General features: G+C 35.8%; 22 protein-coding genes. 5 read left to right on the forward strand and 17 right to left on the reverse strand.

Annotated elements, in window-relative coordinates; all coding sequences use genetic code 11:
* Positions 1–15: 15 nt before the first annotated feature.
* On the reverse strand, positions 16–747 hold the full coding sequence (locus DFQ03_RS11255; protein ID WP_243834483.1) for a M15 family metallopeptidase: 732 nt from the start codon (positions 745–747) through the stop codon (positions 16–18).
* A gap of 116 nt (positions 748–863) precedes the next feature.
* Here DFQ03_RS11255 and DFQ03_RS11260 point away from each other — a divergent pair, with 116 nt between their 5' ends.
* Positions 864–1,988 (forward strand): glycoside hydrolase family 130 protein, encoded by a 1,125-nt coding sequence (locus DFQ03_RS11260; protein WP_133673283.1) that lies wholly within the window; start codon positions 864–866, stop codon positions 1,986–1,988.
* 186 nt (positions 1,989–2,174) lie between these two features.
* Here the strand turns inward: DFQ03_RS11260 and DFQ03_RS11265 are convergent, their stop codons facing one another.
* The 4 genes from DFQ03_RS11265 to DFQ03_RS11280 all read right to left on the reverse strand — a co-directional run bounded on the left by DFQ03_RS11265 (position 2,175) and on the right by DFQ03_RS11280 (position 6,966).
* A complete protein-coding gene (locus DFQ03_RS11265; RefSeq protein WP_133673284.1) occupies positions 2,175–2,996 on the reverse strand; it encodes a sugar phosphate isomerase/epimerase family protein in 822 nt (273 codons plus the stop codon).
* Between the two features lie 11 nt (positions 2,997–3,007).
* Positions 3,008–3,730, reverse strand: coding sequence for a gluconate 2-dehydrogenase subunit 3 family protein (locus tag DFQ03_RS11270; protein WP_133673285.1), 723 nt, complete (start codon positions 3,728–3,730; stop codon positions 3,008–3,010).
* 3 nt (positions 3,731–3,733) lie between these two features.
* Positions 3,734–5,455 carry a GMC family oxidoreductase gene (locus DFQ03_RS11275; protein ID WP_133673286.1) on the reverse strand — a complete coding sequence of 574 codons (1,722 nt, stop codon included), beginning with the start codon at positions 5,453–5,455 and terminating at the stop codon, positions 3,734–3,736.
* A 131-nt stretch (positions 5,456–5,586) separates the two neighbouring features.
* Positions 5,587–6,966, reverse strand: a complete 1,380-nt coding sequence (locus DFQ03_RS11280) for a sialate O-acetylesterase (RefSeq protein ID WP_133673287.1) — start codon at positions 6,964–6,966, stop codon at positions 5,587–5,589.
* Positions 6,967–7,110: 144 nt separating this feature from the next.
* Here DFQ03_RS11280 and DFQ03_RS11285 point away from each other — a divergent pair, with 144 nt between their 5' ends.
* Complete coding sequence (locus tag DFQ03_RS11285) at positions 7,111–8,484, forward strand: Gfo/Idh/MocA family protein (RefSeq protein ID WP_133673288.1); 1,374 nt, start codon at positions 7,111–7,113, stop codon at positions 8,482–8,484.
* A gap of 1 nt (position 8,485) precedes the next feature.
* Here the strand turns inward: DFQ03_RS11285 and DFQ03_RS11290 are convergent, their stop codons facing one another.
* The 7 genes from DFQ03_RS11290 to DFQ03_RS18825 form a co-directional block, all read right to left on the reverse strand.
* Complete coding sequence (locus tag DFQ03_RS11290) at positions 8,486–9,502, reverse strand: LacI family DNA-binding transcriptional regulator (protein ID WP_133673289.1); 1,017 nt, start codon at positions 9,500–9,502, stop codon at positions 8,486–8,488.
* A gap of 156 nt (positions 9,503–9,658) precedes the next feature.
* Positions 9,659–10,975: a xylose isomerase gene (xylA, locus tag DFQ03_RS11295; protein WP_394346267.1), complete on the reverse strand. Its 1,317-nt coding sequence runs from the start codon at positions 10,973–10,975 to the stop codon at positions 9,659–9,661.
* Positions 10,976–10,985: 10 nt separating this feature from the next.
* Positions 10,986–12,473: a xylulokinase gene (locus DFQ03_RS11300; protein ID WP_133673291.1), complete on the reverse strand. Its 1,488-nt coding sequence runs from the start codon at positions 12,471–12,473 to the stop codon at positions 10,986–10,988.
* Between the two features lie 234 nt (positions 12,474–12,707).
* The gene (locus DFQ03_RS11305) at positions 12,708–13,349 is read right to left on the reverse strand and encodes a response regulator transcription factor (RefSeq protein ID WP_133673292.1); all 642 of its coding nucleotides are present in this window, start codon (positions 13,347–13,349) and stop codon (positions 12,708–12,710) included.
* 684 nt (positions 13,350–14,033) lie between these two features.
* Positions 14,034–15,818: a PorP/SprF family type IX secretion system membrane protein gene (locus DFQ03_RS11310; protein ID WP_133673293.1), complete on the reverse strand. Its 1,785-nt coding sequence runs from the start codon at positions 15,816–15,818 to the stop codon at positions 14,034–14,036.
* Positions 15,819–15,883: 65 nt separating this feature from the next.
* Positions 15,884–17,110 (reverse strand): TolB family protein, encoded by a 1,227-nt coding sequence (locus tag DFQ03_RS11315; RefSeq protein WP_133673294.1) that lies wholly within the window; start codon positions 17,108–17,110, stop codon positions 15,884–15,886.
* A gap of 155 nt (positions 17,111–17,265) precedes the next feature.
* On the reverse strand, positions 17,266–17,409 hold the full coding sequence (locus tag DFQ03_RS18825; RefSeq protein WP_157486566.1) for a hypothetical protein: 144 nt from the start codon (positions 17,407–17,409) through the stop codon (positions 17,266–17,268).
* A gap of 238 nt (positions 17,410–17,647) precedes the next feature.
* Here DFQ03_RS18825 and DFQ03_RS11320 point away from each other — a divergent pair, with 238 nt between their 5' ends.
* Entirely contained in the window at positions 17,648–18,100 is a 453-nt protein-coding gene (locus DFQ03_RS11320) for a ferritin-like domain-containing protein (protein ID WP_133673295.1), read from the forward strand.
* A 56-nt stretch (positions 18,101–18,156) separates the two neighbouring features.
* On the opposite strand, the gene hpf is transcribed toward DFQ03_RS11320, so the two are convergent.
* The 5 genes from hpf to sbnA all read right to left on the reverse strand — a co-directional run bounded on the left by hpf (position 18,157) and on the right by sbnA (position 23,332).
* Positions 18,157–18,459, reverse strand: coding sequence for a ribosome hibernation-promoting factor, HPF/YfiA family (gene hpf, locus DFQ03_RS11325; RefSeq protein ID WP_133673296.1), 303 nt, complete (start codon positions 18,457–18,459; stop codon positions 18,157–18,159).
* Between the two features lie 97 nt (positions 18,460–18,556).
* Positions 18,557–18,955 (reverse strand): VOC family protein, encoded by a 399-nt coding sequence (locus tag DFQ03_RS11330; RefSeq protein ID WP_133673297.1) that lies wholly within the window; start codon positions 18,953–18,955, stop codon positions 18,557–18,559.
* Positions 18,956–19,057: 102 nt separating this feature from the next.
* On the reverse strand, positions 19,058–20,545 hold the full coding sequence (locus DFQ03_RS11335) for a type III PLP-dependent enzyme domain-containing protein (protein WP_243834484.1): 1,488 nt from the start codon (positions 20,543–20,545) through the stop codon (positions 19,058–19,060).
* Entirely contained in the window at positions 20,502–22,319 is a 1,818-nt protein-coding gene (locus DFQ03_RS11340) for an FAD/NAD(P)-binding protein (protein ID WP_133673298.1), read from the reverse strand. The genes DFQ03_RS11335 and DFQ03_RS11340 overlap by 44 nt, the downstream gene beginning before the upstream one ends.
* An 8-nt stretch (positions 22,320–22,327) precedes the next feature.
* Positions 22,328–23,332, reverse strand: a complete 1,005-nt coding sequence (sbnA, locus tag DFQ03_RS11345; protein WP_133673299.1) for a 2,3-diaminopropionate biosynthesis protein SbnA — start codon at positions 23,330–23,332, stop codon at positions 22,328–22,330.
* Positions 23,333–23,666: 334 nt separating this feature from the next.
* On the opposite strand from sbnA, the gene DFQ03_RS11350 reads away from it, so the two are divergent.
* Positions 23,667–24,131, forward strand: a complete 465-nt coding sequence (locus tag DFQ03_RS11350; protein WP_133673300.1) for a (2Fe-2S)-binding protein — start codon at positions 23,667–23,669, stop codon at positions 24,129–24,131.
* 48 nt (positions 24,132–24,179) lie between these two features.
* Positions 24,180–26,384 carry a xanthine dehydrogenase family protein molybdopterin-binding subunit gene (locus tag DFQ03_RS11355; RefSeq protein WP_133673301.1) on the forward strand — a complete coding sequence of 735 codons (2,205 nt, stop codon included), beginning with the start codon at positions 24,180–24,182 and terminating at the stop codon, positions 26,382–26,384.
* The last annotated feature ends 60 nt before the right edge of the window (positions 26,385–26,444 follow it).

Genomic DNA, 26,444 nt, shown 5'->3' on the forward strand with positions numbered 1-26,444 from the left:
ATCTTATAATTTATACTATTCACAATCCCATTTAAAATTTGCAATCGGGTCATGCGATGCTCCTTGTAAATTATAATGCCACCATTCTGTTCTTGTTGACCAAAACCCATGTTTTTCCATAGTTTCCTTGAGTAGCTTTCTATTATCAAGAATGTCTTGAGGTAAGTCAAAATTATCGTGATAAGCACGTTTTCCGAAAAAATCAAAATCCGAAGGCATATTCAATTCCTCACCCTCTAAAGTCACCAATGTAATATCTACTGCGCCACCTTTGTTATGAATGGAGCCTTTAACAGGGTTCGCCACGTATTGCGGATTAGGGACTATTTTCCACATTTTATACTGTACTGAATTAGGTCTGTAACAATCGTAAAATTTAATTTTTACTCCGTGTTTGTTAAATTCTTCATTTGCTTTTAATAATGCCTTTACCGTTTTTGCTCTAGTGTAACATTCACCACAATCATATACCTGCTCTTTCAAAAAGTTATTATCTGTAGCATATCTTAAGTCATACGCAAAGCCGTCGCTATAGTCTGATAATCGTACGAATGTACTATCTGCGACATCTTCCAAGCTTTTTAATACAGGTTGCTCCACTTTAGGTTCTATTATTGAATCTATTACAGTTTCTACTGCTTGTTTTGCATTAGCAGCTGTATTTATACTTTTAGACTCGTCTTTACAACCGGTCGTAAACACAAAAATTGCCATCGCTAACAATGCCCAAACTCTATTCTTAAACATGTTTTAATTTTATTTGTGTTTCAATATACAGATTTTTACTAGAGGTGCTTTATCTTTAAAGTAGTTTCAATTCATAATGACCAATTATCATTATCGAATGTATTTAAACAAAAACCATGAACAACCACATATTTCTATTTTTGAGCCTAGCGCTTTTAAGTTTCTCATGTAAGAATGATAAGAAGCTATTGAACAAGGATTTAGAAAAACCGGCATCTTCATGGCTCTTGGGTTTTCAGAAAACTGAGCTTAACCCAATAATGCAACCAGATTCTACCTATACATTTTTAGATCCGATTTCTAAGAATGAAGTCCGGTGGCAAAAGGCTGATGTTTTTAATCCGGGAGCTATCGTAAAAAACGATACGGTATTTTTATTGTTTAGGGCAGAAGATAATCCGGATGCTATTTTAGGAGAAAGAACCTCTCGCATCGGGTTAGCGTTTAGTACTGACGGAATACACTTTTCAAAATATGAAAAACCTGTACTTTTTCCCGATAACGATGAATTTGCAAAGTGGGACCAACCTGGTGGTGTGGAAGACCCTAGAATTGTTGAAACACCCGAAGGCACTTACATTATGCTCTATACAAGTTGGAACAATGATGTTGCTCGACTTTCTAGTGCTACATCTAAAGATTTAAAAACATGGATAAAAGCAGGACCAGTTTTTGAAAATGCCTATGAAGGAAAATTTTTAAATGAATGGAGCAAATCTGGTTCAATTGTTACCGAATTAGTAAATGGGCGATTAATTGCAAAAAAAATAAATGGTAAGTACCTGATGTATTGGGGAGAGCTGTTCGTTAACCTTGCTATTTCTGAAAATGGAGTTGATTGGCAGCCTAGCTTAAATGATAAAGGTGATTTATTTCATAGTTTTAAACCAACTTTAAATGAATTTGACAGCCATTTAACTGAACCAGGACCACCTGCCCTGTATACAGATGCCGGTATTCTTTTATTATACAATGGTAAAAACTTAAGTGGAGATGGTGCTACTACTAAATACCCAGAGGGTACTTATTGTGGCGGGCAAGTCTTGTTCGATAAAAATAATCCGACTAAAATGCTTCAAAGAATGGAGGTTCCTTTTATTTGCCCAAGCTTACCTCACGAAATCAGCGGACAATATAAAGCAGGTACTACCTTTATTCAAGGTTTAGTGTATTTTAATGACAAGTGGTTTTTATATTATGGAACTGCCGACTCTATGGTTGGTTTGGCAATTAAAGAGTAAACACATGAAATTTGTTTTTCCCATACCAAACATTTGTCTATCTCGATAGCCTATACGTTCAGCTTTGACTTCAAAATGTGTATTCTTTGGCAATATTTCTGAATAGATATTTCATACTATTAAAGAGAAAAAAAACCTCCTATTTAATTAAAAATAGAAGGTTGCATTGCACTTTTGGTTGTTGGTTTACTTCAAACTTTTTAAATACACTAAGCTTTTTGGTACTTGTGTAACTACGTTCTTAGATTCATCTTCTATGAACATGTATTCTATGCCTAATTTTTTAGCCTCGGTAACTACCCCTGCAATATCTATTTGCCCGGTACCTAAAACAACATTGGTATCATCATCTTCGTGACCGGTATTATTACCTTCAATACCTTTTTCCATATCCTTTAAGTGTAAAAGGGTAAATTTCTTCGGATATTTTTTCATTAATGCCAACGGATCAGCACCACCATGTTGCGCCCAGAACACATCTAATTCAAAAGTAAAGTCTGTTGCATTTTTAGCCATGTAATCAAATAAGGTACCATTTTTATAAGGCCTAAATTCATACCCGTGTGGATGATACGCCAATACGAGTCCGTTATTCTTCAAAATCTTTCCTGCTTTATTGAACACTTCTGTCGCGTGTTTTGTTTCTTCTAGATCCCATTTGTTATCATCGTGAGGCACCCATGCACACATTACATATTTAGCTCCAAAATCTTTGGCATTTTTAATGACTTTTTCAACATCATTCTCCAAGTCACTAAACCCGGCACCTACGCTAACCATCTCTAAATCATTCTCTGCTAGTAAGGTTTTAAAATCATTCAATGGCATATCATAGGTTTCACCACCTTCAATCTTCGTTATTCCCCATTCATTAATCAATCCTAGGGTGTTAGAAACATCCATGTTAAATTGATTTCGAAGGCTATATAACTGTAAACCTACTTCTTGAGCCTGTGCTAAAAAACCACTACCCAAAAGGACAGTGGTGATAATTACTTTTTTAATCATTATGATGTTGTTTACGTAAGTAAATTTCCTTCGTCATCCCATTCTGCCATAACGTTACGCTGGCTTTGGTCTACACATTTTGCAATCCATTCTGGGTCATAAGCAACACCGTGTTGGTCTAGTACATCTTGCGGTACGCCATCCCAAACATTAGGTGAATTTCCTTTATATCCTAAATCGGCAATACCTACTTTAGAAGTATAATAACCTGTTACGGTTAAACCGCGCATAGTATAGAAAAACTGAATTTCTAAAGGTTGTTCGCTTAACGGTTTCTCTGTATCATGCCAGCAAATTTCATCGCAAATCTGCTTTTTCTGCTCTAAAGTAGCAGACTTAAATTCGGCACCAAATTCAGTATTGCTCTTATGATCTAACCACATTAAGCCACCTAATAGTGTTGGAGCCATTTCTGGAATATCTTTACCCATAAATTCTACAAGCGCCGGTACTTCTGCCTCTATAGGACCACCATGTGGCTCTTTTGGCGGAAGTATTACAACACTTAAAGCTGCAATAGTTTCCATCTCATGAGCATTGAACAATTTTTCTGCATTTAGCTTTTCTATGCGCTCTAGTTCAGCCGGTGTTCTACCGAAATATTTTTCGCTACTGGCTGCAATATCTTGATCTACAGATTCGCCATTTTCAGTCTTACAAGAATTGAAGACCAGCCCAGAAGTTGCCGCAGCACCACCGAGTATTAAAGTTTGTAAACTCTTTCTTCTATCCATGATCTAAATATTTTGTGCCTTTAATTGTTCAATGATATAATCAGATGCTCTCCACGATAGCGCCATAATCGTCCAAGTACAGTTTTTATCTGCTTGAGACACAAAAACCCCTGCGTCTACAATAAATACGTTATCTGCATCATGTAACTGTTGAAACTTATTAGTAACAGATGTTTTTGGGTCATCTCCCATTCTTGTTGTACCTACCTCGTGAATAATCTCACCTGGTTTGTTCAATCCGTAATCTTTATCCTTACCTGGCTTGTCCCCTAAGTAATGGCCACCCATGTTATGAATAATCTCTTCAAAGGTGTCTTGCATATGTTTCGCCTGATTTACCTCGTATTCTGAGTGCTTATAGTTAAACTTCAAAACAGGAATACCAAATTGATCTACCGTTGTAGGGTCAATTTCACAGTAATTGTCTTTGTAAGCGATTGCTTCTCCACGACCGCCAAAACCTATTACGGCACCGTAGTATTTCTTTACATCGTCACGCAGGCTATCGCCATATCCTCCAGATTTTAATCCGAAGTATTGGTTCATAGCATTTGGATTCCAACCAAAACCGTAATTAGGCTGCCCCATACCGCCCCAAACTTCAATATGATAACCTCTAGGGAAGTTCAATTTAGAATTATCGCCCCACCAAGGTGAATAAACATGCATACCACCAACACCATCTTCATTATATGAAGTCTTTCTATTCAATAAACCTGGTATAACTCCCGATGCACTTGAACCTGTTGAATCGTGTAAATATCTACCAACAAGGTTACTACTATTACCTAATCCATTAGGGTGTTGCTTACTCTTAGAGTTTAAAAGTATACGTGCAGAACTACATGCAGATGCAGCCAATACTACCACTTTACCTCTAAGCGTATATTCTTTTCTATCTTCTTTGTTGATGTAAGACACACCTGTAGCCTTACCTTCTTCATTGGTAAGAACCTCGCGTACCATTGAATTCACAAACAATTTTACTTGACCGCCACTCTTTTGAGCCGGAAAAATCAAGCAACTACCTGCTGAGAAATCGGCATATATTTGACATGATCTACCACATTGTCCACAATAAAAACAAACTCCGCGATCTTCGTTGATTCTTTTGGTCAACATAGAAAGCCTACCTGGTATCACCGGTATATTTGACTTTTTTGCGCCGTTGATGTAAAATAATTCGTGCAGTCTTGGTTTCGGGGGAGGAAGAAAGAATCCGTCAGGATCGTTTTCTCTACCTTCATTGGTGCCAAATACACCAATTAACTTGTCTAATTTATCATAATAAGGCTTAACATCTTCGTATCCTATTGGCCAGTCATCTCCATGGCCATCACGGGTCTTCCCTTTAAAATCTTTAGGTCCGAAACGTAATGAAATACGTCCCCAGTGATTGGTTCGTCCTCCGAGCATTCTTGCGCGCCACCATTTAAATTCAGTTCCTTCTGCATGCGTATATGGCTCTCCTTCCACTTCCCAATCTCCCCATGACATATCCCATTCGCCAAAAGCTCTTGTTGTACCAGCTCCCCTTCTTGGAGAATCATATGGCTGTTTTAATTGTGTCATGGTCTTTGGATCAGCTGGGTCAAAAAAAGGACCCGCTTCTACAACAGCTACATTTAAACCTGCATCTGCCAATTGTTTGGTAGCCATACCACCACCAGCTCCTGAACCTACGATGATAACATCAAAGATTTCTGAGGATTCTTTTATCTGCATAATTTGAAATTAGTTATTGATTACAATTTAACTATTTAATAAAATAAGAACCTGTGTTTTTAGCTGAATAACCATCGTTACTGGACGGACGGATATTTTTTAAGCACATTGGTCCTTTTTAGACAATTTTGTTATTCGCTTACAAAGGTAGAAGCAGGTAAACCAACGGCATTGAATAAAGTACCTATATCTGTACTTCTAAACGCATATCGTACCCCTGTTGGATTTTTTACTTCTTTTGAGCTTAATACCACTTGTTCATTCTTTAATTTTGCCTTCGCAGGAAACCATTTTCCCGCAGCATTAGAAACTTCAAAAAGTGTTATTTTCTTTCCTTTAGAATATAATCCGTCAGCGTTGCTGAACTTCACTATTAACTGATTGCCATCTTTTGTAAAAGAATCGTATAGCGGACCATATACTTCTGTATCTTCTAATAAACCATAGTGATTTTTAAGCGCAATATTGGCTAACCGTAAGCCTACATCTTGCTTGTTTAAAGGGTGAATATCTTCGATAGTACAGATATCACTCGTCATTGCCATGGCTGTATTTTCTAGTGACATTGCCCTTCGTTGCTGATCTCGAACTATACCGCCAGCAAATTCTTGATCATAATTAAATGGCGCTATTTGAACATAATAAAATGGAAAGTCATCTTTCCATTCTGCTCGCCAAGAAGTAATCATTTTGGTAAAAAGCTTTTGGTAGCTTTCGGCATTCGCAGTATTTGATTCTCCTTGATACCAAATCGTGCCGCCTATTTTAAACTTCGTCAACGGGGCTACCATACCGTTATACAAAGATGACTTCTCTACCGTTACCCATTTGTTAGGCTCTATTTTTTCATGTGCTTCTACCAATTCAGGGTGTGCTTCAAAAACAGACTCTGGTGTCCACACTTCGGAACTTGATGCTCCCCAAGCGTTATCTATTAATCCGATAGGAATATTCAATTCTTTTTGAAGCTTTCTAGCAAAGAAATAAGCAACTGCGCTAAAATCTTGCATAGTTTCAGGTGAACAAGGTACCCAAGTACCTGCCACATCTTCTTGCGGATATTTTGCTGTTCTCTTCGCTACCGTAAAAAGTCGAATTTTTGGGTAGTTAGCATTTTCAACTTCAACATCTCTGTTGTCTATTTTACTGTTTGCACTCCATTCCATATTGCTTTGCCCAGAACAAAGCCATACCTCGCCTATTAAAACATCTTTCAAGGCAATTTCGTTAATTTTTCCCTTAAAGATTATTTTAAACGGTCCGCCTGCTTCAGGTGTTTTTACGGTAAGCTCCCATTTTGCATCATTACCTGTTTTAACCTTAACGGTTTTATCGTTCCAACTTGTATAAATGGAGAATTCTTCATTTGGTTCTGCCCAGCCATATAGCAATACATCACTCTCACGTTGCAAGACCATATCATTTGAGAAAATTTTTGGTAAAGTAATTTCAGCCTTAGCAAAAGTGGTTACCAACAGGCACAACATCATCAGGGTAAAACGTAAGTTCATTGTATTTGATAAAATTTTGATTTAAATATACCTAAATATGCTAAACATTGACAAATTCTTAATCATTGAATATTATTTTTATAGGATTTGTTATATTGACTCTTATAATTTTGATATTCGTAAGCTAATAAAAATCAACTCGTCATGTCTAACCAACCAACATTACTAAAGCGCCGAAATTTTATTAAAGCTGCCTCGGCATCATTACTACTTACTTCATTTAACTCATACGGATTTGAGTTTTTCGGGAACGAAAAGCCAAAAAAAGTAGCACTTATTGGGACTGGCTGGTATGGTACCGGCGATTTATTGCGTCTTATTCAGGTAGCAAATGTAGAAGTGGTCTCACTTTGCGATGTTGATACAAATCAATTAAATACCGCGGCACAATTAGTTTCTGAGCGACAAAAAAACGGTAAAAAACCAAAACTATTTACCGATTACAGAATCATGTTAAAAAAAGAGAAATTAGATATTGTACTTATAGGCACACCTGATCATTGGCATGCATTAACCTGTATTGAAGCGCTAAAATCTGGAGCCCACGTATATGTTCAAAAACCTATTAGCGTTGATGTTATCGAAGGTGAGGCTATGGTCACTGCCGCTAAAAAATACAACAGAGTGGTTCAAGTGGGTACACAGCGAAAAAGTACGCCGCATCTCGTAGCAGCTAAAAAACAAATTATTGATACCGATTTGCTTGGAACTATTGGTCATGTTGATATGAGTTGCTATTACCATATGCGTGCCAATGGAAATCCGCAAGAACAAGACGTACCTGATTTCTTTGATTATGACATGTGGACAGGTCCTGCGCCTATGAGACCTTACGATGGTTTACCTCATAAAAGATGGTGGCGTACGTTTCGAGAATATGGAAACGGAATTACGGGCGATATGTGTGTTCACATGCTAGATACCGTTCGTTGGATGCTTGACTTAGGATGGCCAAAGCGTATTAGTTCTGAAGGTGGAATTTTTGTTCAGAAGAATGGAAAGTCGAACATATCAGACACGCAATCTGCCATATTCGAGTATGATGATCATAACTGTAATTGGCAGCATAGAACATGGGGTAATCCAGATGATACTGATTACCCTTGGGCTTTTAAAATCTATGGAGAAAAAGGTGTTTTAAAGGGTGATGTGATGAAGGCTGAATTTATACCAGTAGATGGTGGTGAAACTATTCGATTTGACGTAGTTTATGAAAAAGAGAAATACCCTGAAGATTTATCTGAAAAAGATATTGAGTTACATGCTGCACCCGCTACAAGAAGACATATGACAGATTTTTTGAATGCCATACAAAACAATACCAAACCTGTAGCTGATATTGAAAATGGACATATTTCTACCGCTAGTTGTATTTTGGCAAATTTATCGATGGATTTAAAAAGACCTTTAGTGTATGATCCACAAAGTAAAACAGTCATAAACGACCCCGAAGCTACTGCATTATTACAACGCAATTATCGTGGGAAATGGGAACACCCACACCCAGATACGGTATAGATTATTGTAATTTTTTGGTAGAGTCTCTTACCAGTAAACTAGTTTTTACAATCTTAGTTTCGTAAGGCAAACCAGGGTTTTTAATTCTATTGATCAATAATTTAGCAGTTTGCTCGCCAATATACTTACCATGCTGACTTACCATAGTCAATGATGGTGTTACGTATTTAGATAACTGTCCGTTTGTAAAACCAATTATTGAAATATCATTTGGTACGTTATATCCTCTTGCCTTGACAACTTCTAAGACTTGAACGGCAATTAATTCATCGATACCTATAATACCATCTATGGTTTTATAATTCAGCAAAAAAGACATCAATAAATCTAAATCATCTTTTATGGTAAGATTGATAATTAACTTAGGATCAAACGGAATACCTAATTCTTTTAACGCTTTTTTATATCCTAAAAGTCTTAATTTACCTACGCTTGAACTAGATATAGGATTAACAACCGCTATATTTTTACAACCTATATTTATTAAATGTTTGGTTATTTTATAACCTGCCTCTAAATCGTCAACAACGACCTTATCGCATTGTACATTTTCTGAAACCCTATCAAAAAGTACTACAGGAATATCATTATTAATAACATCTATCAGTGCTTCGTGCGTGTCTTCGTTCTGACTTTCTTCTGCCAACGACATAATAACACCATCTACCGTACCCGCGTCAAAGAACTCAAGTGTTTTCGTTTCTTTGGCACTAGACTCGTTGCTAATGCAACTTATGATATTATAGCCACTTTCATTTGCTACTTTTTCAATACCATATAACACCTGAACAAAAAAGTAATTTAAAATATTGGGTACGATTACACCAATGGTCTTGGTGCTCTTATTCAATAAGTTAAGTGCTAACCTGTTTGGCTTATAATGCTTCTCTTTAGCGTATGCCTGAATCTTTATCTTTAGGTCATTACTAATTTCGTGACTATCATTTATCGCTTTAGAAACGGTAGAGATAGAAACACCAAAATGCCCGGCAATATCTTTTAGAGTTACTTTTTTCATAATTAATACTGCAAAAGAACAGATTTAAATTGACATATAAATTATTCGTAAAAGCAAACTGTCCCTAATGGTAAGACCAAGGGACAGTTATTTTCATAATTTACAAATTGCATAACCTAACCAACAATGAATATTGGTTATAGTGGGCTGCTTTATTTAAATGTATTGATTGATGATGTTCTCAAACAATTCTTGCTTACCACTCTGTAATTCTAACTCGCCATTTTCTTTGGCGATATTGTAAAGATCTTTCATATCTAACTTACCGTTTTCAAAATCTTTTCCTTTACCAGAATCAAAAGAACTATATCTATTTTCACGTAACTTGTTATATGAAGATGATTCGATAATTTTATCTGCAGTTATCAAAGCTCTTGCAAAGGTGTCTGCACCACCAATATGTGCGTGGAACACGTCTTCTAAGTCCGTACTATTTCTTCTAATTTTGGCATCAAAGTTCACTCCGCCACCTTGTAATCCTCCAGCGGCCAAGAATACCAACATTGCTTCTGTTGTTTCTTGAATGTTGTTCGGGAATTGATCTGTATCCCAGCCATTTTGATAATCTCCACGGTTCGCATCCATACTACCTAACATACCAGCTTTTGCAGCTACTGCAATTTCATGCTGAAAAGTATGCTGTGCCAACGTTGCATGGTTAACCTCAATATTCATTTTAAAATCGTTCTCTAAACCGTATTCTTTCAAAAACCCAATTGCCGTAGCACAATCAAAATCATACTGATGCTTCATTGGCTCCATTGGTTTTGGCTCAATAAAAAAGTTACCCTTAAACCCTTGAGCACGTGCATAATCTCTTGCCATAGTCAAGAACTGCCCCATGTGATCGACTTCGCGACCTAAATCGGTATTCAATAAAGACATATAACCTTCTCTACCTCCCCAGAAAACATAATTCTCACCACCTAAGGCTATGGTTGCATCTAATGCCAATTTTATTTGACCACCTGCTCTTGCTACAACATTAAAATCTGGGTTGGTAGCGGCACCGTTCATATACCTTGGGTTTGAAAAACAGTTGGCAGTACCCCACAACAATTTCTTACCAGATTCTTTTTGCTTCTCTTTTAAATAATCGGTAATCGTTGCCAATCTTTTTTCAGATTCTGCAAACGTTGCCCCCTCTTGAATTAAATCGAAATCATGAAAACAGTAATAATCAAATCCTATTTTATCAAAAAATTCAAAAGCAGCATCTGCCTTGTCTTTTGCTGCTTGAATGGCATCTGAAGATTTATCCCATTCAAAACTCTGCGTACCTGGACCAAATGGATCTGAACCTTGACCACAGAACGTATGCCAGTAAGCCGTTGAAAACTTAAAGTGATCACGCATGGTTTTACCCGCCACTACTTGATCCGGATTGTAATATTTAAAAGCTAAAGGATTGTCAGATTCCTTTCCTTCAAATTTAATTTTGTCTATTCCTTTAAAATATTCCTTGTTTGCCATTATGTTGATTTTATAAGTTGTTCAATATTAATTCTAATTCATTTTTCCAAGTTGCATAAGCTTCTTGGTATGCCGATTTATCTTTCTTCGGATTGAAAGTCATTACGTAATCATTATCTAAAATTGCCTTGCCGAATGCCTCAAAGTCACCTTTATAAAGATTCGCAGCTCTTGCCGCACCAATTGCCCCAGTAGTATCATAAATTTCAATGTCATACCCTATTAAGGTTGCCACAGTATTCGAAAATATTTCTGAACGAAAAAGATTGTCGTTACCTGCACGCATAACATTCACTTTTATACCGTCTGACTCCATAATTTCCATACCATAAACGAATGAAAAAGCTATACCTTCTAAAGCTGCACGGCACAGATGTCCTTTTCCGTGATTATTGAGATTAAGATTTACAATTCTAGTTCCAACTTCTTTACTTTTCAGCATTCTTTCCGCACCATTACCAAACGGAATTATAGCTACACCGTCTGAACCAACCGGAACCTCATTTGCCAATGTATTCATCTCGTCATAAGAGGCAACATCAAGGTTATTCAACAACCACCGATATTGTATACCTGCACCATTAATGCAAAGAAGTTTACCAATTCTGGCTGGTTTTCCAGGGGAATAATTTACGTGTGCAAAGTTGTTTACACGAGAGCTTTCTTTTACCGAAAGGTTATCGGTAACGGCATATACTACACCAGATGTACCACCAGTTGCCGCTACTTCACCAGGGTTAAAAACATTTAATGTCAAAGCATTGTTTGGCTGATCACCTGCTCTATATAATATGGGTGTACCGGTTGATAATCCGCTTTCTGATGCTCCTTTTTCATCTACTTTAGACTGTACTGAAAAAGTATCCACGATATCGGGAATCATTTCTTTGTCTAATCCGTATTGATCTAATACCAAATCAGCAATTGCATCTTTTTTGAAATCCCAAAAAATGCCTTCTGATAAACCAGATACGGTTGTATTTACCACTCCCGATAATTTATAAGCAATGTAATCGCCCGGAAGCATCATTTTATATATCTTGGCATAAGTTTCGGGCTCATTTTCTTTGACCCATTTTAGCTTAGATGCCGTGAAATTTGAAGGTGAATTTAGTAGATGGGTATCACATATTTCTGCCCCTATTTCTTCATAGGCTTTTTGACCAATGCCTACTGCCCTACTATCGCACCAAATTATAGATTTTCTTAAAGGATTTCCTTCTTTATCAATTAGCACTAGACCGTGCATTTGATATGATATTCCGATACCTGAAATATCGGTCTTACTAATACTTTCTTGTACGCATAATTTCTCAATACCGCTACAGACATAACGCCACCAATCTTCTGGACTTTGCTCAGCCCAGCCATTCTTTACAGCTTCCATAGACATTTCTGCCTCAGGTTCTGTAACTACCCCAACGCTCTTACCGGTTGAAGCATTTACCAAAGCAATCTTAATAGATGAACTTCCGATATCTAATCCTAAATGGTACATAAATAGTATAAATTGGTTTGCTGTAATAAGTTAAACCAAAAATAGTTACTATACCGACCATTCAATATTTACGTCACGAAATATTATCGTAAACATATTTTATCCTACCTAAATTATAATAATAAAAAAATATAATTTACTTTATATCAGTTACTTATGAGTATTTTTAAAAATAATATTTCTTCGAAAAGGTTTTCGTACTAGCCTTAGAATCAATACGTAAGCAGCTTATTTTTAATACTGTTCTAACTGATTTTGAAGTTGTTCTATTTTAGAAAGCGCCTCTGATTTTGAATTTACATCTAGCTTTAAATAGATATTCTGAATATGAAAATTGACCGCGCTTGGCGTTACAAATAACTTTTTAGCAATCATTTTATAGGTTGCGCCTTGACATAGAAAGTCAACTATTTGATTTTCTCTTTCAGAGAAGAAAGCAAAGGTCTTTCTGTGAAAATTGCTAATGATTTTCTTAACGATATCATTGCTCATAGCTGCACCTTCTTTTTCCATACTACGTAAGGCGTGCTCTAATTTATCTAAGGTCAATGGCTTAGTCAAATAACCGTTCGCACCTTTCTTAAAGGCATTTTTTATAACGTCGAAATCATTGATTTCGCTAAACATTATAATCTTCACTTCCCAGTCTTTCTTTTTAAATAATTTAATGGCATCTACTCCATTCATATCATCTAAATCAATTTCTGAAAGTACAATTTGAGGTTTAGTAAACTTGTAATCTTTAATGGCATCTTTGGCAGATGTATAGCTGCCTACTACTTCATAGCCATCTATATCTTCAAAATGATTTTTGTACACAGAGTGTAATGAACTATCTTTTTCTAATACTATTATTCTAATGCTTGAATTTTTCATAATCTCCATAGTTTTTGAAGCTATCGTTCTAAATACTGAACAATAACTAAAGTTAGTTTTGAGTAATTTCAAGTACCTTTTGCAAGGTTTGAATAACTAAACAACAGACATGTAGTATGAACCATTAGCGTATGCTATATGTTCACTTTTACATACAAAATGACAAATAATGCCCTGAAAAACGATCAAGATATTTAGATCGTACTTCGCAATTGTTCAGTAATAATTAAATCAAATACGGACGGATTACCGCTAGTGAGTCAATTCTGAAAACTGAGGCGTTTGCCAAACTTTGGACTAATGAGATTTCGAAGCTCTAAAATGATAGAAATCTTGTGTAGAAAAAAATGTGTTTTGAAACCGGAATTTAGTAGGTAAAATTCATTCATGGTTGTGGGGGGGATTTGGGGTTATACAATTGGGTTTGAATCTTATTGGTGATCGAAATATATATATTAATACAATATACCCGTTAAAAACATCAGATTTTTCGTTCAAATACCATCTTTTTATAAAAAATAAGGTAATTCGTCGATAGTTAACATAAAGTTAAAACCGAGAATCACCACAATTGTAAACCAAAAAATAAAGGAGGGGACCCAGTTATCCCCCCGGACAACACCCCTCCTTATTTTGACAATTCAAATCAACCATATAACCGTAAAGGTTTATAGATTTTAAATATTACTCTCTACTTATATCATCATCTTCAAAAGTATTAGATGCAGTAGCCGTAGTTTCGTTTACCTGCATGATCCATTTCTCTTGATTGTATTTTCCATTTAAATTTGTACTGGCTGCCATTTGAGCATCGTTCTTATAATCGTAATCTGCTAAGTACACATAATACAGACCATTTTCTTTATTGTAAAATTGTTTTGGATTTAAACCCTTCTGACGTAAATCTTTCATAAACGCATTCATATACTTTGTTTGACTGTATACATTAGCAATTACATAGTATCCAGAATTCATATCAATAACATCAGAATCTACCAACATCTTTACCGGTAACTCTTTAAAATTATCTCTTGTAGACGGTAATTCCTTAAAGTTAGCTCTTCTTGAAGCTTTTTCTGCTGCAGCTGTGGAAGTAGCTGTCGATACCGACGCTGTTGCAAATGCATCTGCAGGCTCTGTGATAAAGTCAATTGCATCATCATTTAAATCATTAGACGCATAAGATGTGTTTTCCTCTACGCTAAAGTCTTGTAAAGAGCTCTTGATCGTTGTGTCGATATCATTACGTAACATTCTAACAATTAATTCAAATCGTTCTTCAAATGCTGCTATTCTCTCGATTTCTATAGAGTCTTGACGTAGAATCAACTCATCTAATATAATTTTATTCTCATATGCTAAACTACTTTCCGAAGCCGTTGAAGCTGTATTCGAAGATGCATCTTGTCTTTTGCGACCTGATTTTCTAGCGTTATCGCGTTCTTCGATTAGATGAGCTATCTGCTCTTCATAATTACGTACTATGTTATCTATTTGATTGTCTGATGAATTATCTGCTACCGATATCGCCAAATCATCATCTTTAAATTTATATGCTAACGTTATTTCATGATTCCAACCTAGATTTGCATCTTCACTTGATAAGTCTTTCTCCATTAAATACCCTAAAGACATCTTTTCACTTAAGTTAAAACCAACACCTGCAGCTACTCCATACTCCTCATCGACCGTTGCCTGCAACCATCCGTAATTCGGCATGTCTAATAATAACGACCCAAAGTAATACAGGCTACCGTCATAATTCTGACCCACTTGTGCCATTGGCATTAAACGAGCATCTGTAAAAAGACCTCTCGAATGCTCAAATGAATGTGTATACTGTACCGATGCCTTCACACTTTTGGTAGACAATTCGGTTAAAAATTCGTTCGTTGTTTGATTGTATTTAAAAAGATCTTCTGCGTAGAACCCGAAATCGAACTTACCTAATGATAAGTTCATACCTGGTTGTATGGCAATTTTACTCTCTTTTCTTGCATCTGCCAATTTTGGATCGTCTTCACCAACGACAATCCTGTTTTTGTCTAAACCTTGATTAAAATAGGTAACGTTCGTACCAAAGGTTAGCACAGATTTTTCTCCTAATCTTACTGCCGATGCGTAGTTGGCATTGAATCCGAATTCCTGTACAACACCAGACCATTGGCTGTAAACACCAATACCTACTGCAGTATGATCATTTAATTTGTTGCTAAACCCTAGAAAATAGTTTTGACTATTATCATCGAAGGTTGCATATTGATTTCTATGTAAAATGTTTAAATATGATTTGTTCTCACGTACCAAAGAGAACGTTGGGTTTATAAAAAACCTGTTGAAGAATAATTGGTTGTGGTACGTACTACTTGATCCTAAATTTGCATTGGTTTCTTGACCTTTTACTGTTTGGACAAGAGCCAATAAGAATAAAGCAATAAGAAAACTATTGATTTTATAAGGACTTTCCATAACGATTGATTTTGTGATTAGAATTGAATTTGTCAAATGAATTGGGGGAAATGAATAATGGGTGGTTATTCATCTTCGAAAACAGAACTTGAATACTGCGTTCGTCTATCTGAGTTAAAGGCTTCTAAGAAGCGATCGTCTCTATCTTTATCATTTATAGGCTTATCACTTAAATTGAAAGCTACATTTTGTGTATGCTTACCTTGTGCCATTCGGTTAGATACTACATAACCAGAACCATCGCTTTGTAAAAGATTTACAGAGTACTCATCATATGAACTATTAATGGTGTTACCCATGTTTACGGCAAGACCAACACTACGTTGCCCTACTTCTACCATATAGACATCTAAACCACCATAACCTTCTCTACCGTCTGATGCAAATACCAAACTACCGTTTGAGATAGGATTTGGTAGTACGTCGTTTTTTGCCGTATTTACTTTTAAACCCAGGTTTTTAGCTTGACCCAACATTCCGTTTTTTTGAATTGTGGCTACATATATATCATACTCACCAAAAGTACCTGGCATGTTAGATGCAAAAAATAATCGACTACCATCTGGTGAAATTGCTGGATGCTTTGCAGAATAATCACCAGGGCATACAGCTACTTCAGTAATTTTTTTCCACTCACCACCAACTTTATCGGCTTTGTAAATTTTATGTATTTCCTTCTTTTTTGAGAACATACCCGTTGTAGGTTTTCGGTATGTTGTTTTACTGTAATATGCAGTATTACCACCATTTGTCAATGCTACCGGTGGGGCATACTCACCAGTAGTTTTTACCGGAACAGCATTGTTCGATGCAAACTCTTTAGTAGTACCTTGACTATCCCAAGGTAAAAAATTTCTTCTATTATTAGAGGTAAGACGAGATGGCACAACTGCACGTGTCATTTTGTAATCGTCTTTAACTAACTCCGTCCAGTTTTCATCTGCTAACTCATTCTGAACTTCTTTACCTAATTGAGAAACGGCATGGTCAAATCTTTTCTGATAGCTTCTTTTTAATGTTCCATCTTCAGAAATTTCCATCAATCTACCATACCAGTATAATGCATTTGCATATTTTTTGGTCAGGAAATTGGCATTACCTAAATCTTCAAAGATTTCTGCATCAGAAAAACCAAGCGTCTTTAGCTTATTATAATTCTCTGTACGGTTGGTTACTTCTTCAACCTTTCTTTGCTGAAAACTTTTACCGTTGTCATTGTAGGCCAAATCTTGGCCATAACCCATGGTTGCCATGCAAGCAAACAAAAGGCTGATTTTAATTGAATTGTTCATGTTACTAGATTTTGGGGATTAATACTCCAAAGGTCTTGTAACTCATTCAATTGATTATTAATAAAAATTCATAGGTTTTCAAAAATTTGATAAACTATCAAATCGAAAAAAGTTCATAATTATATAATAATCAGGTATTTAAAAAAAATATTGACTTATTTTCTAACCTGTTTATTTTTTCTTTTGTCTGAAATGTAGGTATAACCTAAATATGCCAATTGTAAGCCTACAGCTGCCATTTTCAATTTTCTACTTCTTACTAATAATTTCGCTACTCCAAATAGTGGTGATAATCCCATAGTCTTCTTTTTATTGTTCAAGCCCAAAATAGTATTAATGCTTATTTAAGCTTAACTCTATCCATAGAAAATATATTCTAAAAACTACAAGCAACATTAATGATTCCGGTAGTTTACAAATTATTGAATAGAGCAAAAGTACTATTTTTTATAGCTAAGCTTACTTGTATAATGCCTGTATCTTAGTGATAGAAAATTTATTTAATCAAAGGCATAACAGCCTTATAAAATTTAAAATATGAATACTGATATAGCAAAAATTGAGGACCATTTAAAAGACTTGGTAAGTAAAAATGAAGATGCCATTAAAGGATTTGAAAAAGCTTCTGAAAATTCTAAACAAGTAGGAATTAAAAGTTACTTTGAGAAAAAAATTGTCGATCGCATGCAGTTCTTAAGAGAACTTAGAGCATCGGTACCAGAACTAGATTTAGGTAGCGTAGAAATTGAAGGTAGTGCAGCAGGTACTTTACATAGAACTTGGATGGATGTTAAAGCCTTTTTCGCAGAAGATAATGATGAAGCAATGCTAGAAGAAGCTGTTAGAGGTGATAAAGCTGCAATTAATGATTATGATAAAGCATTGGCAGAAACTATGATGCCACACCGCTTAAAAGAAATTATAAGAGCACAAAAAGAATTTTTACAAAATGATTTAGAAACTACTGAAATCTTAGAACATCACAAATAATATAATCTCCTATAAAGTTAAAAGCCCTTGCAATTGCAAGGGCTTTTTTATGCTTGTTAATAAGCCTTCATTTTATCTTTGCGCTTTTTTAGTTGGCGTTCTAATTCGCTAACCGACTCGATAACCGATTCTTCAAAATTTTGATTACTGGCTTCTGCAAAAATTCGTGGTCCTGGTAGACTTAAACGTATGTTACAAATCATACCTGTTTCATCTGATGCAGTATTTTCTTGTTTCAAGAATACGTCTGCTCGAATAATGTCATCAAACTTTTTGTGAAGCTTATTTAATTTTTCTTCTGCAAAACTTTCTAATCTTTGACTAGCGGTTACGCCGTCATATTCATATATAATATCCATAATTTTCTTTTTATATAATAATCGAGATAAACCTTAAAATGAGGTTCATCTCGATAGTTCTTACTTAATTTTTATTATTAGTTCATTTATAAATAATTTACTTATCTACGTTTACCATCCATCCGATACCGAAACTATCTGTACATCTACCAAAATGACCCCATTCTCGTTCTCTAAACTCGTGATGTACTTGACCGCCACTCGATAATTCTTTGAATAATTGTTTTCCTTCATCCAAATCATATAAATCAACACTCATATTAATTTGGTTACCATTGTTCAATGGTGTATCTGGCGAGGCATCGTATGCCATAAAGTGTACGCCTTTACCTTTTAACTCTGCGTGCTGTAATTTTTGACGGAATGATGACGGGACATCAATTTTCTTTTCCTCGTACGTTTGTCTATTTTTTATTTCTGCGTTGAACAGATATGCGTAGAAGTTCAATGCTTCTTGACAGTTACCGTTAAAGGCTAAATATGCTTGTATTTTCATGATATATTGTTTTTATACAATTTACCCAATACGCTAAATTCCCCTTGTCTTAAAACACTTAGTTATTGATGCATTTCGCAATCCGAAATTATCCAGACGAAATTATTCAAGTACTATTTTAGTATCATCGATAAACTGAAAAAATGATAGCTTCTCATTAGAACCCGTAAATATTAAATTTGTAGATAGTTCGAAAAGGTGCGCTTCGGTTTCAAAAAAGTGCATCATGTAACCAGCTGTGTTTACAAAGGCTACATACTCCCCTATTTCTGGCAATCTCGGCAATCTTGTTTTACGTTTTAAAAGCACATCTCTTTCTAAACAATAGGCTCCGGTAAAAAATAAATCAACAGATTCGTCTTCCTCTACTTCTGAATTATACATCATATAGGGATCCAAAAGAAAATCGGCGCTAGAACTCATCATCTGGCTCATATTCATTTCTAAGCCAACTAGCCATTGACCTTTGGCATCCTTTTTTCTATGGATGACCTTCGCAACCGTCATACCTACTTGGTCCAGTAAAGAACGCCCTGGTTCAATGCGGATTTCAATATTATTCTGAAGTAACAATGATGCAACCGACAAGCCGGATTCTTCATCCATAAAGTCTAATACTTCTTTTAGAAAAGTGCCTTTATTTATTTTATTGAAAAACGGATAGGTATTTAACCTACCTCTTAGTTCACCATTTTCTAGTCTAAAACCAAGACCATTATTGTTAAACGTAATATCATTGCTTTGATCAGTAACTGCTTTCTTTAAATTTTCATTGAAACTCGACCACTCTTCTTCATCTTCTAAATAGTTCATTAGAATTCCGCCACCTATATCGATAAAAGATACCTCATGACCTTTGTCTTTTAAAGCTGCCGCAATATGTATACTCGAAATTAAACTAACGCTTCGTTGGTGAGTTGAATACCCATCTAAATGAAAATGTAATCCTGTTACTTCTAATAGATTGAACGCTTTATTCTCACCGACATAAGAACCTATAAAATCAATGACCTCATCTACGTCAAAGCCAAATCGACTGTATAATTTTTCTCCGTTAACGCTAAATCCGCTAATGCGGAAACCTACATTCGCTTTTTTACCTATTCTTATAGCAACGGCTTGGGTTAACCTACACTCATCTTCATTATCTAAAATAATTGGCACACCTGTTTGTATTGCCAACTCAATTTGCGCCTCGGTTTTTATGGCCGCTGTCAATACTAAATTTTCGCTATTTCCACCTAATGATAAAGATTGCTCCAATTCTTTAAAACTTGCAGTATCTACACCTATACCCGATGCAAATGCCTGCTTGACCAAGCCTTTTGATTTGTTTGCTTTTCTAGCATAGAAAATTCTATATTTTAATCCGTATGATTCAAAAACCTGTTTGTAGCTCTCGCAATTTTGATTAAAAGATGGTAAATGATGTATGTTTATTGGTGAACCATATCGTTCAACTAAACCTCTTACCACTGTTTGATCATTGAACAGTTCATGCATCCAATTCGAAGTAATCGGTGTTAATTCATTCTTTGGTTTTCCTTTATAGTACATTTTCTGTTCTATCATAGTTTTCTGTTCTTCCATCTCTTTTTAAAATTGCAGTGCACGTTTCTTTTGCCCAATCTGTTGCAAAATCATTTCTAGTTCTTGATAATGTATCATTATCGCAGGTAATACCTTCTGTTGGTGTGCCATAAAAAGTAATATTGTTATTTACGATTCCTGTTTTTGAAACCGGATTTCCCTTGGAATTTATCTCTAGACAGCCCGGTATATACCTTGTATTCGTAATATTCTCATACTCACGTATGAGTCCGTTTTTATGTAAATTTTGATATAATTCGTTTTCGAAACCATTTTGTTTGGCTCGTGATATAGTGGCGTTTATCAGGTAATTTATTTCAGTTGCCTGCCCACTTTCAATCTCTAAAGTAAAATTATCATTGACGTCATTTGGTGCAATACGTGCCGATTTTGTATACGAGAAATCTAAAATTCCTGCTTTGCACAACGCTAACATTTTTTGCATGTTCTTAACTGGTGGACCGTAAGATAATCTATTGAAGAGTCCGAAATAATAGGTATCGAACTCTTTATGTGATTCTGCATCTAGACCTCCAAAACTATATATTTCATTGAAAATGGGACTTATTTTTCGCCACATAGCGACTGCAGCCATAAACGGACTATTATCTTCGCCCAGTTTTGCTTCATCTATTAAAATCTCGACATAAACTTGTTGTACCATAGACGATAAAATAGGCTCATCTTTGAACGGATTAACAATAGCTTCCCAATTAAAAACAGGACTCTCAGGATAATCTTCGTGAAAATATTGAACCTGATTTTCCATTACCGTAAAGTCATCATCGCAGTAAAATTTATGTCCGTTATTATTGAACAAAACACTATAAAATGCGTAGTAAAATTCCTTTTTTATCAATGGTAAAAGGGTGCTATTAAAACTAATTGGTTTTTTAGATTTCAAGTTTTGAACTACTTCGTCTGTAAAAAACTGAAGTGCTAATTCTGAAATTGGTGATCCATTTCTGGGTACCATGGGCAACCCAGTTCTTGAAAAAGGATATATTTTATAGGGCTCTTTTTCTGAAGTAATATATTTTAAAATTCCTTTATCATTCTTTTTAAAGATACCTCCTCTACCCTCGGTTAAAGCTAAAATTGCATCAATAGCGGTTAGTCCAAATCCTTTGACAGCCACTTGTGACTTAGGTGTTACCAAACTCAATTTTTCGTTCGTCGGATAAATAAAATCTATCTTTTTTTCAAGACTTATAGTATTGTTTATCTGAGATTTAAATGAAACATGACCAGTGGTGAACAATACCTTTTGGCATACTACATTAAACTCGTTACCTAAATCTTTGTACTTACCTGAAACATGGTAATCACCATTATTTTTATAAACATTTATTACCGAACCAATGTGTGTAACTACTTTAATATTCTTTGGTAAACTTTCAATGACAGATTCAAAACAGTGGATTAGATATTGACCAACAGTTTTTCTGGGAGCATAGTCTCCAGGTCCAGCATTAGGTATATCATTTTGCTTTAGCCATGAGATAAAATCTTTCGGATTTTTTACAATAGGTAAGGGTTCTCTTAATGTCCAACTATTAATATTCCTATTCGCATAATTCATAATTAAAAAATCAGGTTGATCTGTACGGTATACATCACCTGCCGCAAAAAAACGTGTTGTGTTGAATAGATGAATCTCTATAGATTGAAAAATAGAAGCTTCATGTAAAAATGCAGCCAATCGTTCAAAACCATAAAAACCCTTAGGTCCAAAACCTATAATTCCTATTTTGTATGCTGTATCGCAGTTCATAAACTTACTTACCACCCACCAATCGGTGTAAAGGCGTTTCTACTTTCTGGAAGTTTCTTCAACAACCACTCTTTGTTATAAATAGTATCTAAATAACGTTCACCGCGATCACATAAAAACAGTGCACAATTACTACCTTCTTCGATATGCTTACTATATTTTTTTACCGCACTGATCATGCCACCTGAAGAACCTCCACATAAAATAGATTCGCTTTCTAATAATGACCAACATCCTCTAGCACAATCAACATCATCAACATACATGTGGTCGTGAATTCTATCGGTATCTAAAAATTGTGACGGTACGCCTGCCCCATGGCCAGGAATTAATCTTTTCAATGGCGGACCACCAAAAAGCACACTGCCAACGGCATCTACCGCAATAATTTTAGTATCAAGATTGTTTTCATAAATATAATCTGCACAGCCCATTAAAGTTCCGCATGTACTGGTTGCCACAAATAGGTAATCTAACTTTCCTTGTAGAGAGTCCATCATCTCTGTCATCGTTTTATGATGCGTTAATGGATTGTCTTGATTACCATATTGGTTCGACCAAAAACTATTAGGGATACTGATTAACAGATTTTGCACACGTTCTAATCTTGCCGCTAGAAAACCACCATCCTTTTTTGGTTCTGTAATTTTTTCTATGCGAGCACCATATGTTTTTAGAATTTTTTCAGTGTGCGAATTCAATTTCGGATCTACTACTACAATCAATTTAAGACCATAATACAAGCATGCCTGCGCCAAGCCAACCGCCATATTACCTGAGCTTGATTCCACTACCGTATCTCCTTTTTTAATTCTACCATTGGCAAGTGCTTGTTGTACTATAAAAAGTGACGTTCTATCTTTTATGCTTCCGCCAGGGTTTGCTGCTTCTAACTTTCCAAAAAGGTTAAATTTATTTTGTTTGAAAATTCTATTTAGTTGTACCAAAGGCGTATCGCCTATGGTATGTATAATGGATTCAGAAACAGTGTCTGAAATATGTTGCGTGATCATCGTCTAATATTTTTAACTAAAATGCCCAGAAATAAGCATTATGTAATTATGCATGTTAAAAGTACTTAGGTCAACAGTAAAGGAATATCACAATAGAATTTTTAAATAGCTCTTTTCGTTTTACGCTCTAGAATATGCTCTAATAAGGCGACTGAAAGAACGAACTACCACTTACTAAAACCGATTCTCGAAAATAAAAACTGCGCTTTTATGATTTTATAACGTTGGATTAAAAAGTAGGAAAAATAAAAATTTGATAATTTATGATTCATTGCTCCGTTTTACTCTAAAAAAATTCCTAATTTCAAGGGACTCAAATAAATAGGATAAACGAATGGCAAATTTCAGTTTAAAAGTAAATGGAAAAACTCAAGAAGTAGATGTAGATCCCACTACACCAATACTTTGGGTATTACGAGATAATTTAAAATTGGTAGGTACAAAATTTGGTTGTGGTATTGCACAATGTGGTGCTTGTACCGTTCACTTAGGCGATAATGCTGTACGCTCTTGCCAACTGCCGGTTTCTGCCGTTGGAGAGCAATCAATTACAACAATTGAGGGACTTTCTGAAAACGGAGACCATCCGGTTCAAAAGGCTTGGTTAGAAGAAGATGTCTACCAATGTGGCTATTGTCAAGCAGGTCAAATTATGAATGCTAGTGCATTTTTAAAACGAAACCCTAACCCTACAGATACAGAAATTGAAGATGCTATGAACGGTAATATCTGTCGTTGTGGCACATATACGCGAATTAAGAAAGCAATTAAAAATGCTTCAAGTATTTCTAACGCGTAAACACTTTGCCCCACAGTTTTGGGATATTAACCTTCAAAAAAAACACAGATGACACTTATTAAAACAACATATAATAGACGTTCTTTCTTAAAAAGCGGTTCGCTTGCCGGTGGTGGTATGATTTTAGGATTCAGTTGGCTAGCATCATGCAAGCCCACCCCAGAGCAGGTAAGCAACATACCAAAAGAATGGTTCGATATTAATAGCTTTCTTAAAATTGGAGATAATGGTATGGTAACTATTATGTCGCCTAACCCAGAAATTGGACAGAATGTAAAAACCTCTATGCCCATGATCGTGGCAGATGAATTAGATGTCGATTGGAAAAATGTAATCGTTGAACAAGCGCCTTTAAATACCGATATTTTTCAAAGACAATTGGCAGGTGGTAGTCAATCTATTCGTGTTGGTTGGTCAGGCTTAAGAATGGCAGGTGCTACTGCTAGACATATGCTAGTTGCCGCAGCTGCAGATGCTTGGCAGGTTGATGCATCTGAAATTACAGTTGATGCCGGTGTTATAAGTCACGCCGCATCAAATAACTCAGCCGGATTTGGGGATATGGCTTCGAAAGCAGCAACGATGCCAGTTCCTGAAGAAGTGAAACTTAAAGAAACAAATGATTTTGATATTATTGGAACTGATAGACTAAATGTTGACGGTCCAAATATTATAACCGGAAAGCCTTTATTCGGAATTGATATTCAAGAAGAAGGAATGATGATTGCCATGATCGTACACCCTCCTGCGTTTGGCATGACTTTTAAATCTATGAATGCCGATGCTGTAAAATCTATGCCAGGTATTAAAGATGTTTTTCCTATTGATGTATATAAAGATGAAACGGAAAAACAATGGTCTGATGCAGGTGGTATCGATAAACTAGTTGCTATTGTTGGCGAGAGTACTTGGCAATGTATGCAGGCTAAAAAAGCTTTAAATGTAGAGTGGGAAGAATCTTCGGCTTTAGAAAGTACAGAAGGTCATAATGTAGCATTGACAAAGTTATTGAACACTTCTTCTAAACAACCTGCTCGTAAAGATGGTAATGTAGCTAGTGCTTTTAAAAAAGCGGATAAAGTTATAGAACGCACATACAGCGCTCCTTTTTTAGCACACAATACGATGGAACCGATGAACTTTTATGCAGATGTTACTGCTGAAAGAGCTTTATTCAACGGACCAATACAAACTCCTGAATTTTTAGAAAAGACCTTGGCTTCGAGATTAGGTATGCCAGTGGAGAAAATAGATATTAAAATGAGCCGTATGGGTGGCGGATTTGGTCGTCGTCTGTATGGAACTTTCGGTGTGGAAGCTGCAGTAATTTCTCAACACATGCAAGCACCAATTAAATTGGTGTACACCCGTGAAGATGATATGACCCAAGGTACCTACCGCCCAACTTATAAAGTAAAATATAAAGCAGGTTTAGATAAGGAAGGTAATTTAATTGCATGGCACGTTAAAGGTGCGGGATCTAATGATGATTTACTTTTTGAAAATAGATTTCCGGCAGGAGCAGTAGATAATTACCTAGCTGAAAAATTCAGTCTAGAAACAAATGTTACTACAGGTGCATGGCGTGCACCACGTTCTAATTTTATTGCCGGTGCAGAACAAGCATTCTTAGATGAAGTTGCCGAAGCTGCTGGTAAAGATCCGATAGAATTTAGATTAGAATTATTTGATAGGGCTTTTAAAAACCCTGTTGGTGAACCAGAAAATAATGACTACGACCCTGTTCGTTATGCAGGTGTACTTAAATTAGTGAGAGAAAAATCTGGTTGGGACGGAAGTGAGAAAAACGGTGCTGCAAGGGGTGTTTCTGCTTACTACTGCCACAACTCTTATGTTGCACAAGTTTTAGATATGTCTACCGATACAAAGTCACCAACGGTTAATAAAGTATGGTGTGCGGTAGATTGCGGAATTGTCATAAACCCAATGGCTGCTAAAAATCAAATTGAAGGCGGAATCATTGATGGCATCGGTCACGCTACCTATAGCGAAATGACTTTTGAAGATGGTAAACCTCAACATAAAAATTTTGATACGTATCGCTTAATACGACACAAAGAAGCACCGAAAGAAATTGAAAGCTTTTTCGTGGATAATGGAATAGACCCAACCGGATTGGGAGAGCCATCTTTGCCTCCTATTATCGGAGCTTTGGCAAATGCCCTATATAAAGCTACAGGTCAAAGACATTATAATCAACCATTTATTACTGAAAAATCGGTAATTGGCTAATGCCCTTATGCTATTGTAAAACGAAAACGCCGAAATATAAGATTTCGGCGTTTTTTTTCT

The sequence above is a fragment of the Maribacter caenipelagi genome (assembly GCF_004364175.1).
GTDB lineage: Bacteria > Bacteroidota > Bacteroidia > Flavobacteriales > Flavobacteriaceae > Maribacter > Maribacter caenipelagi.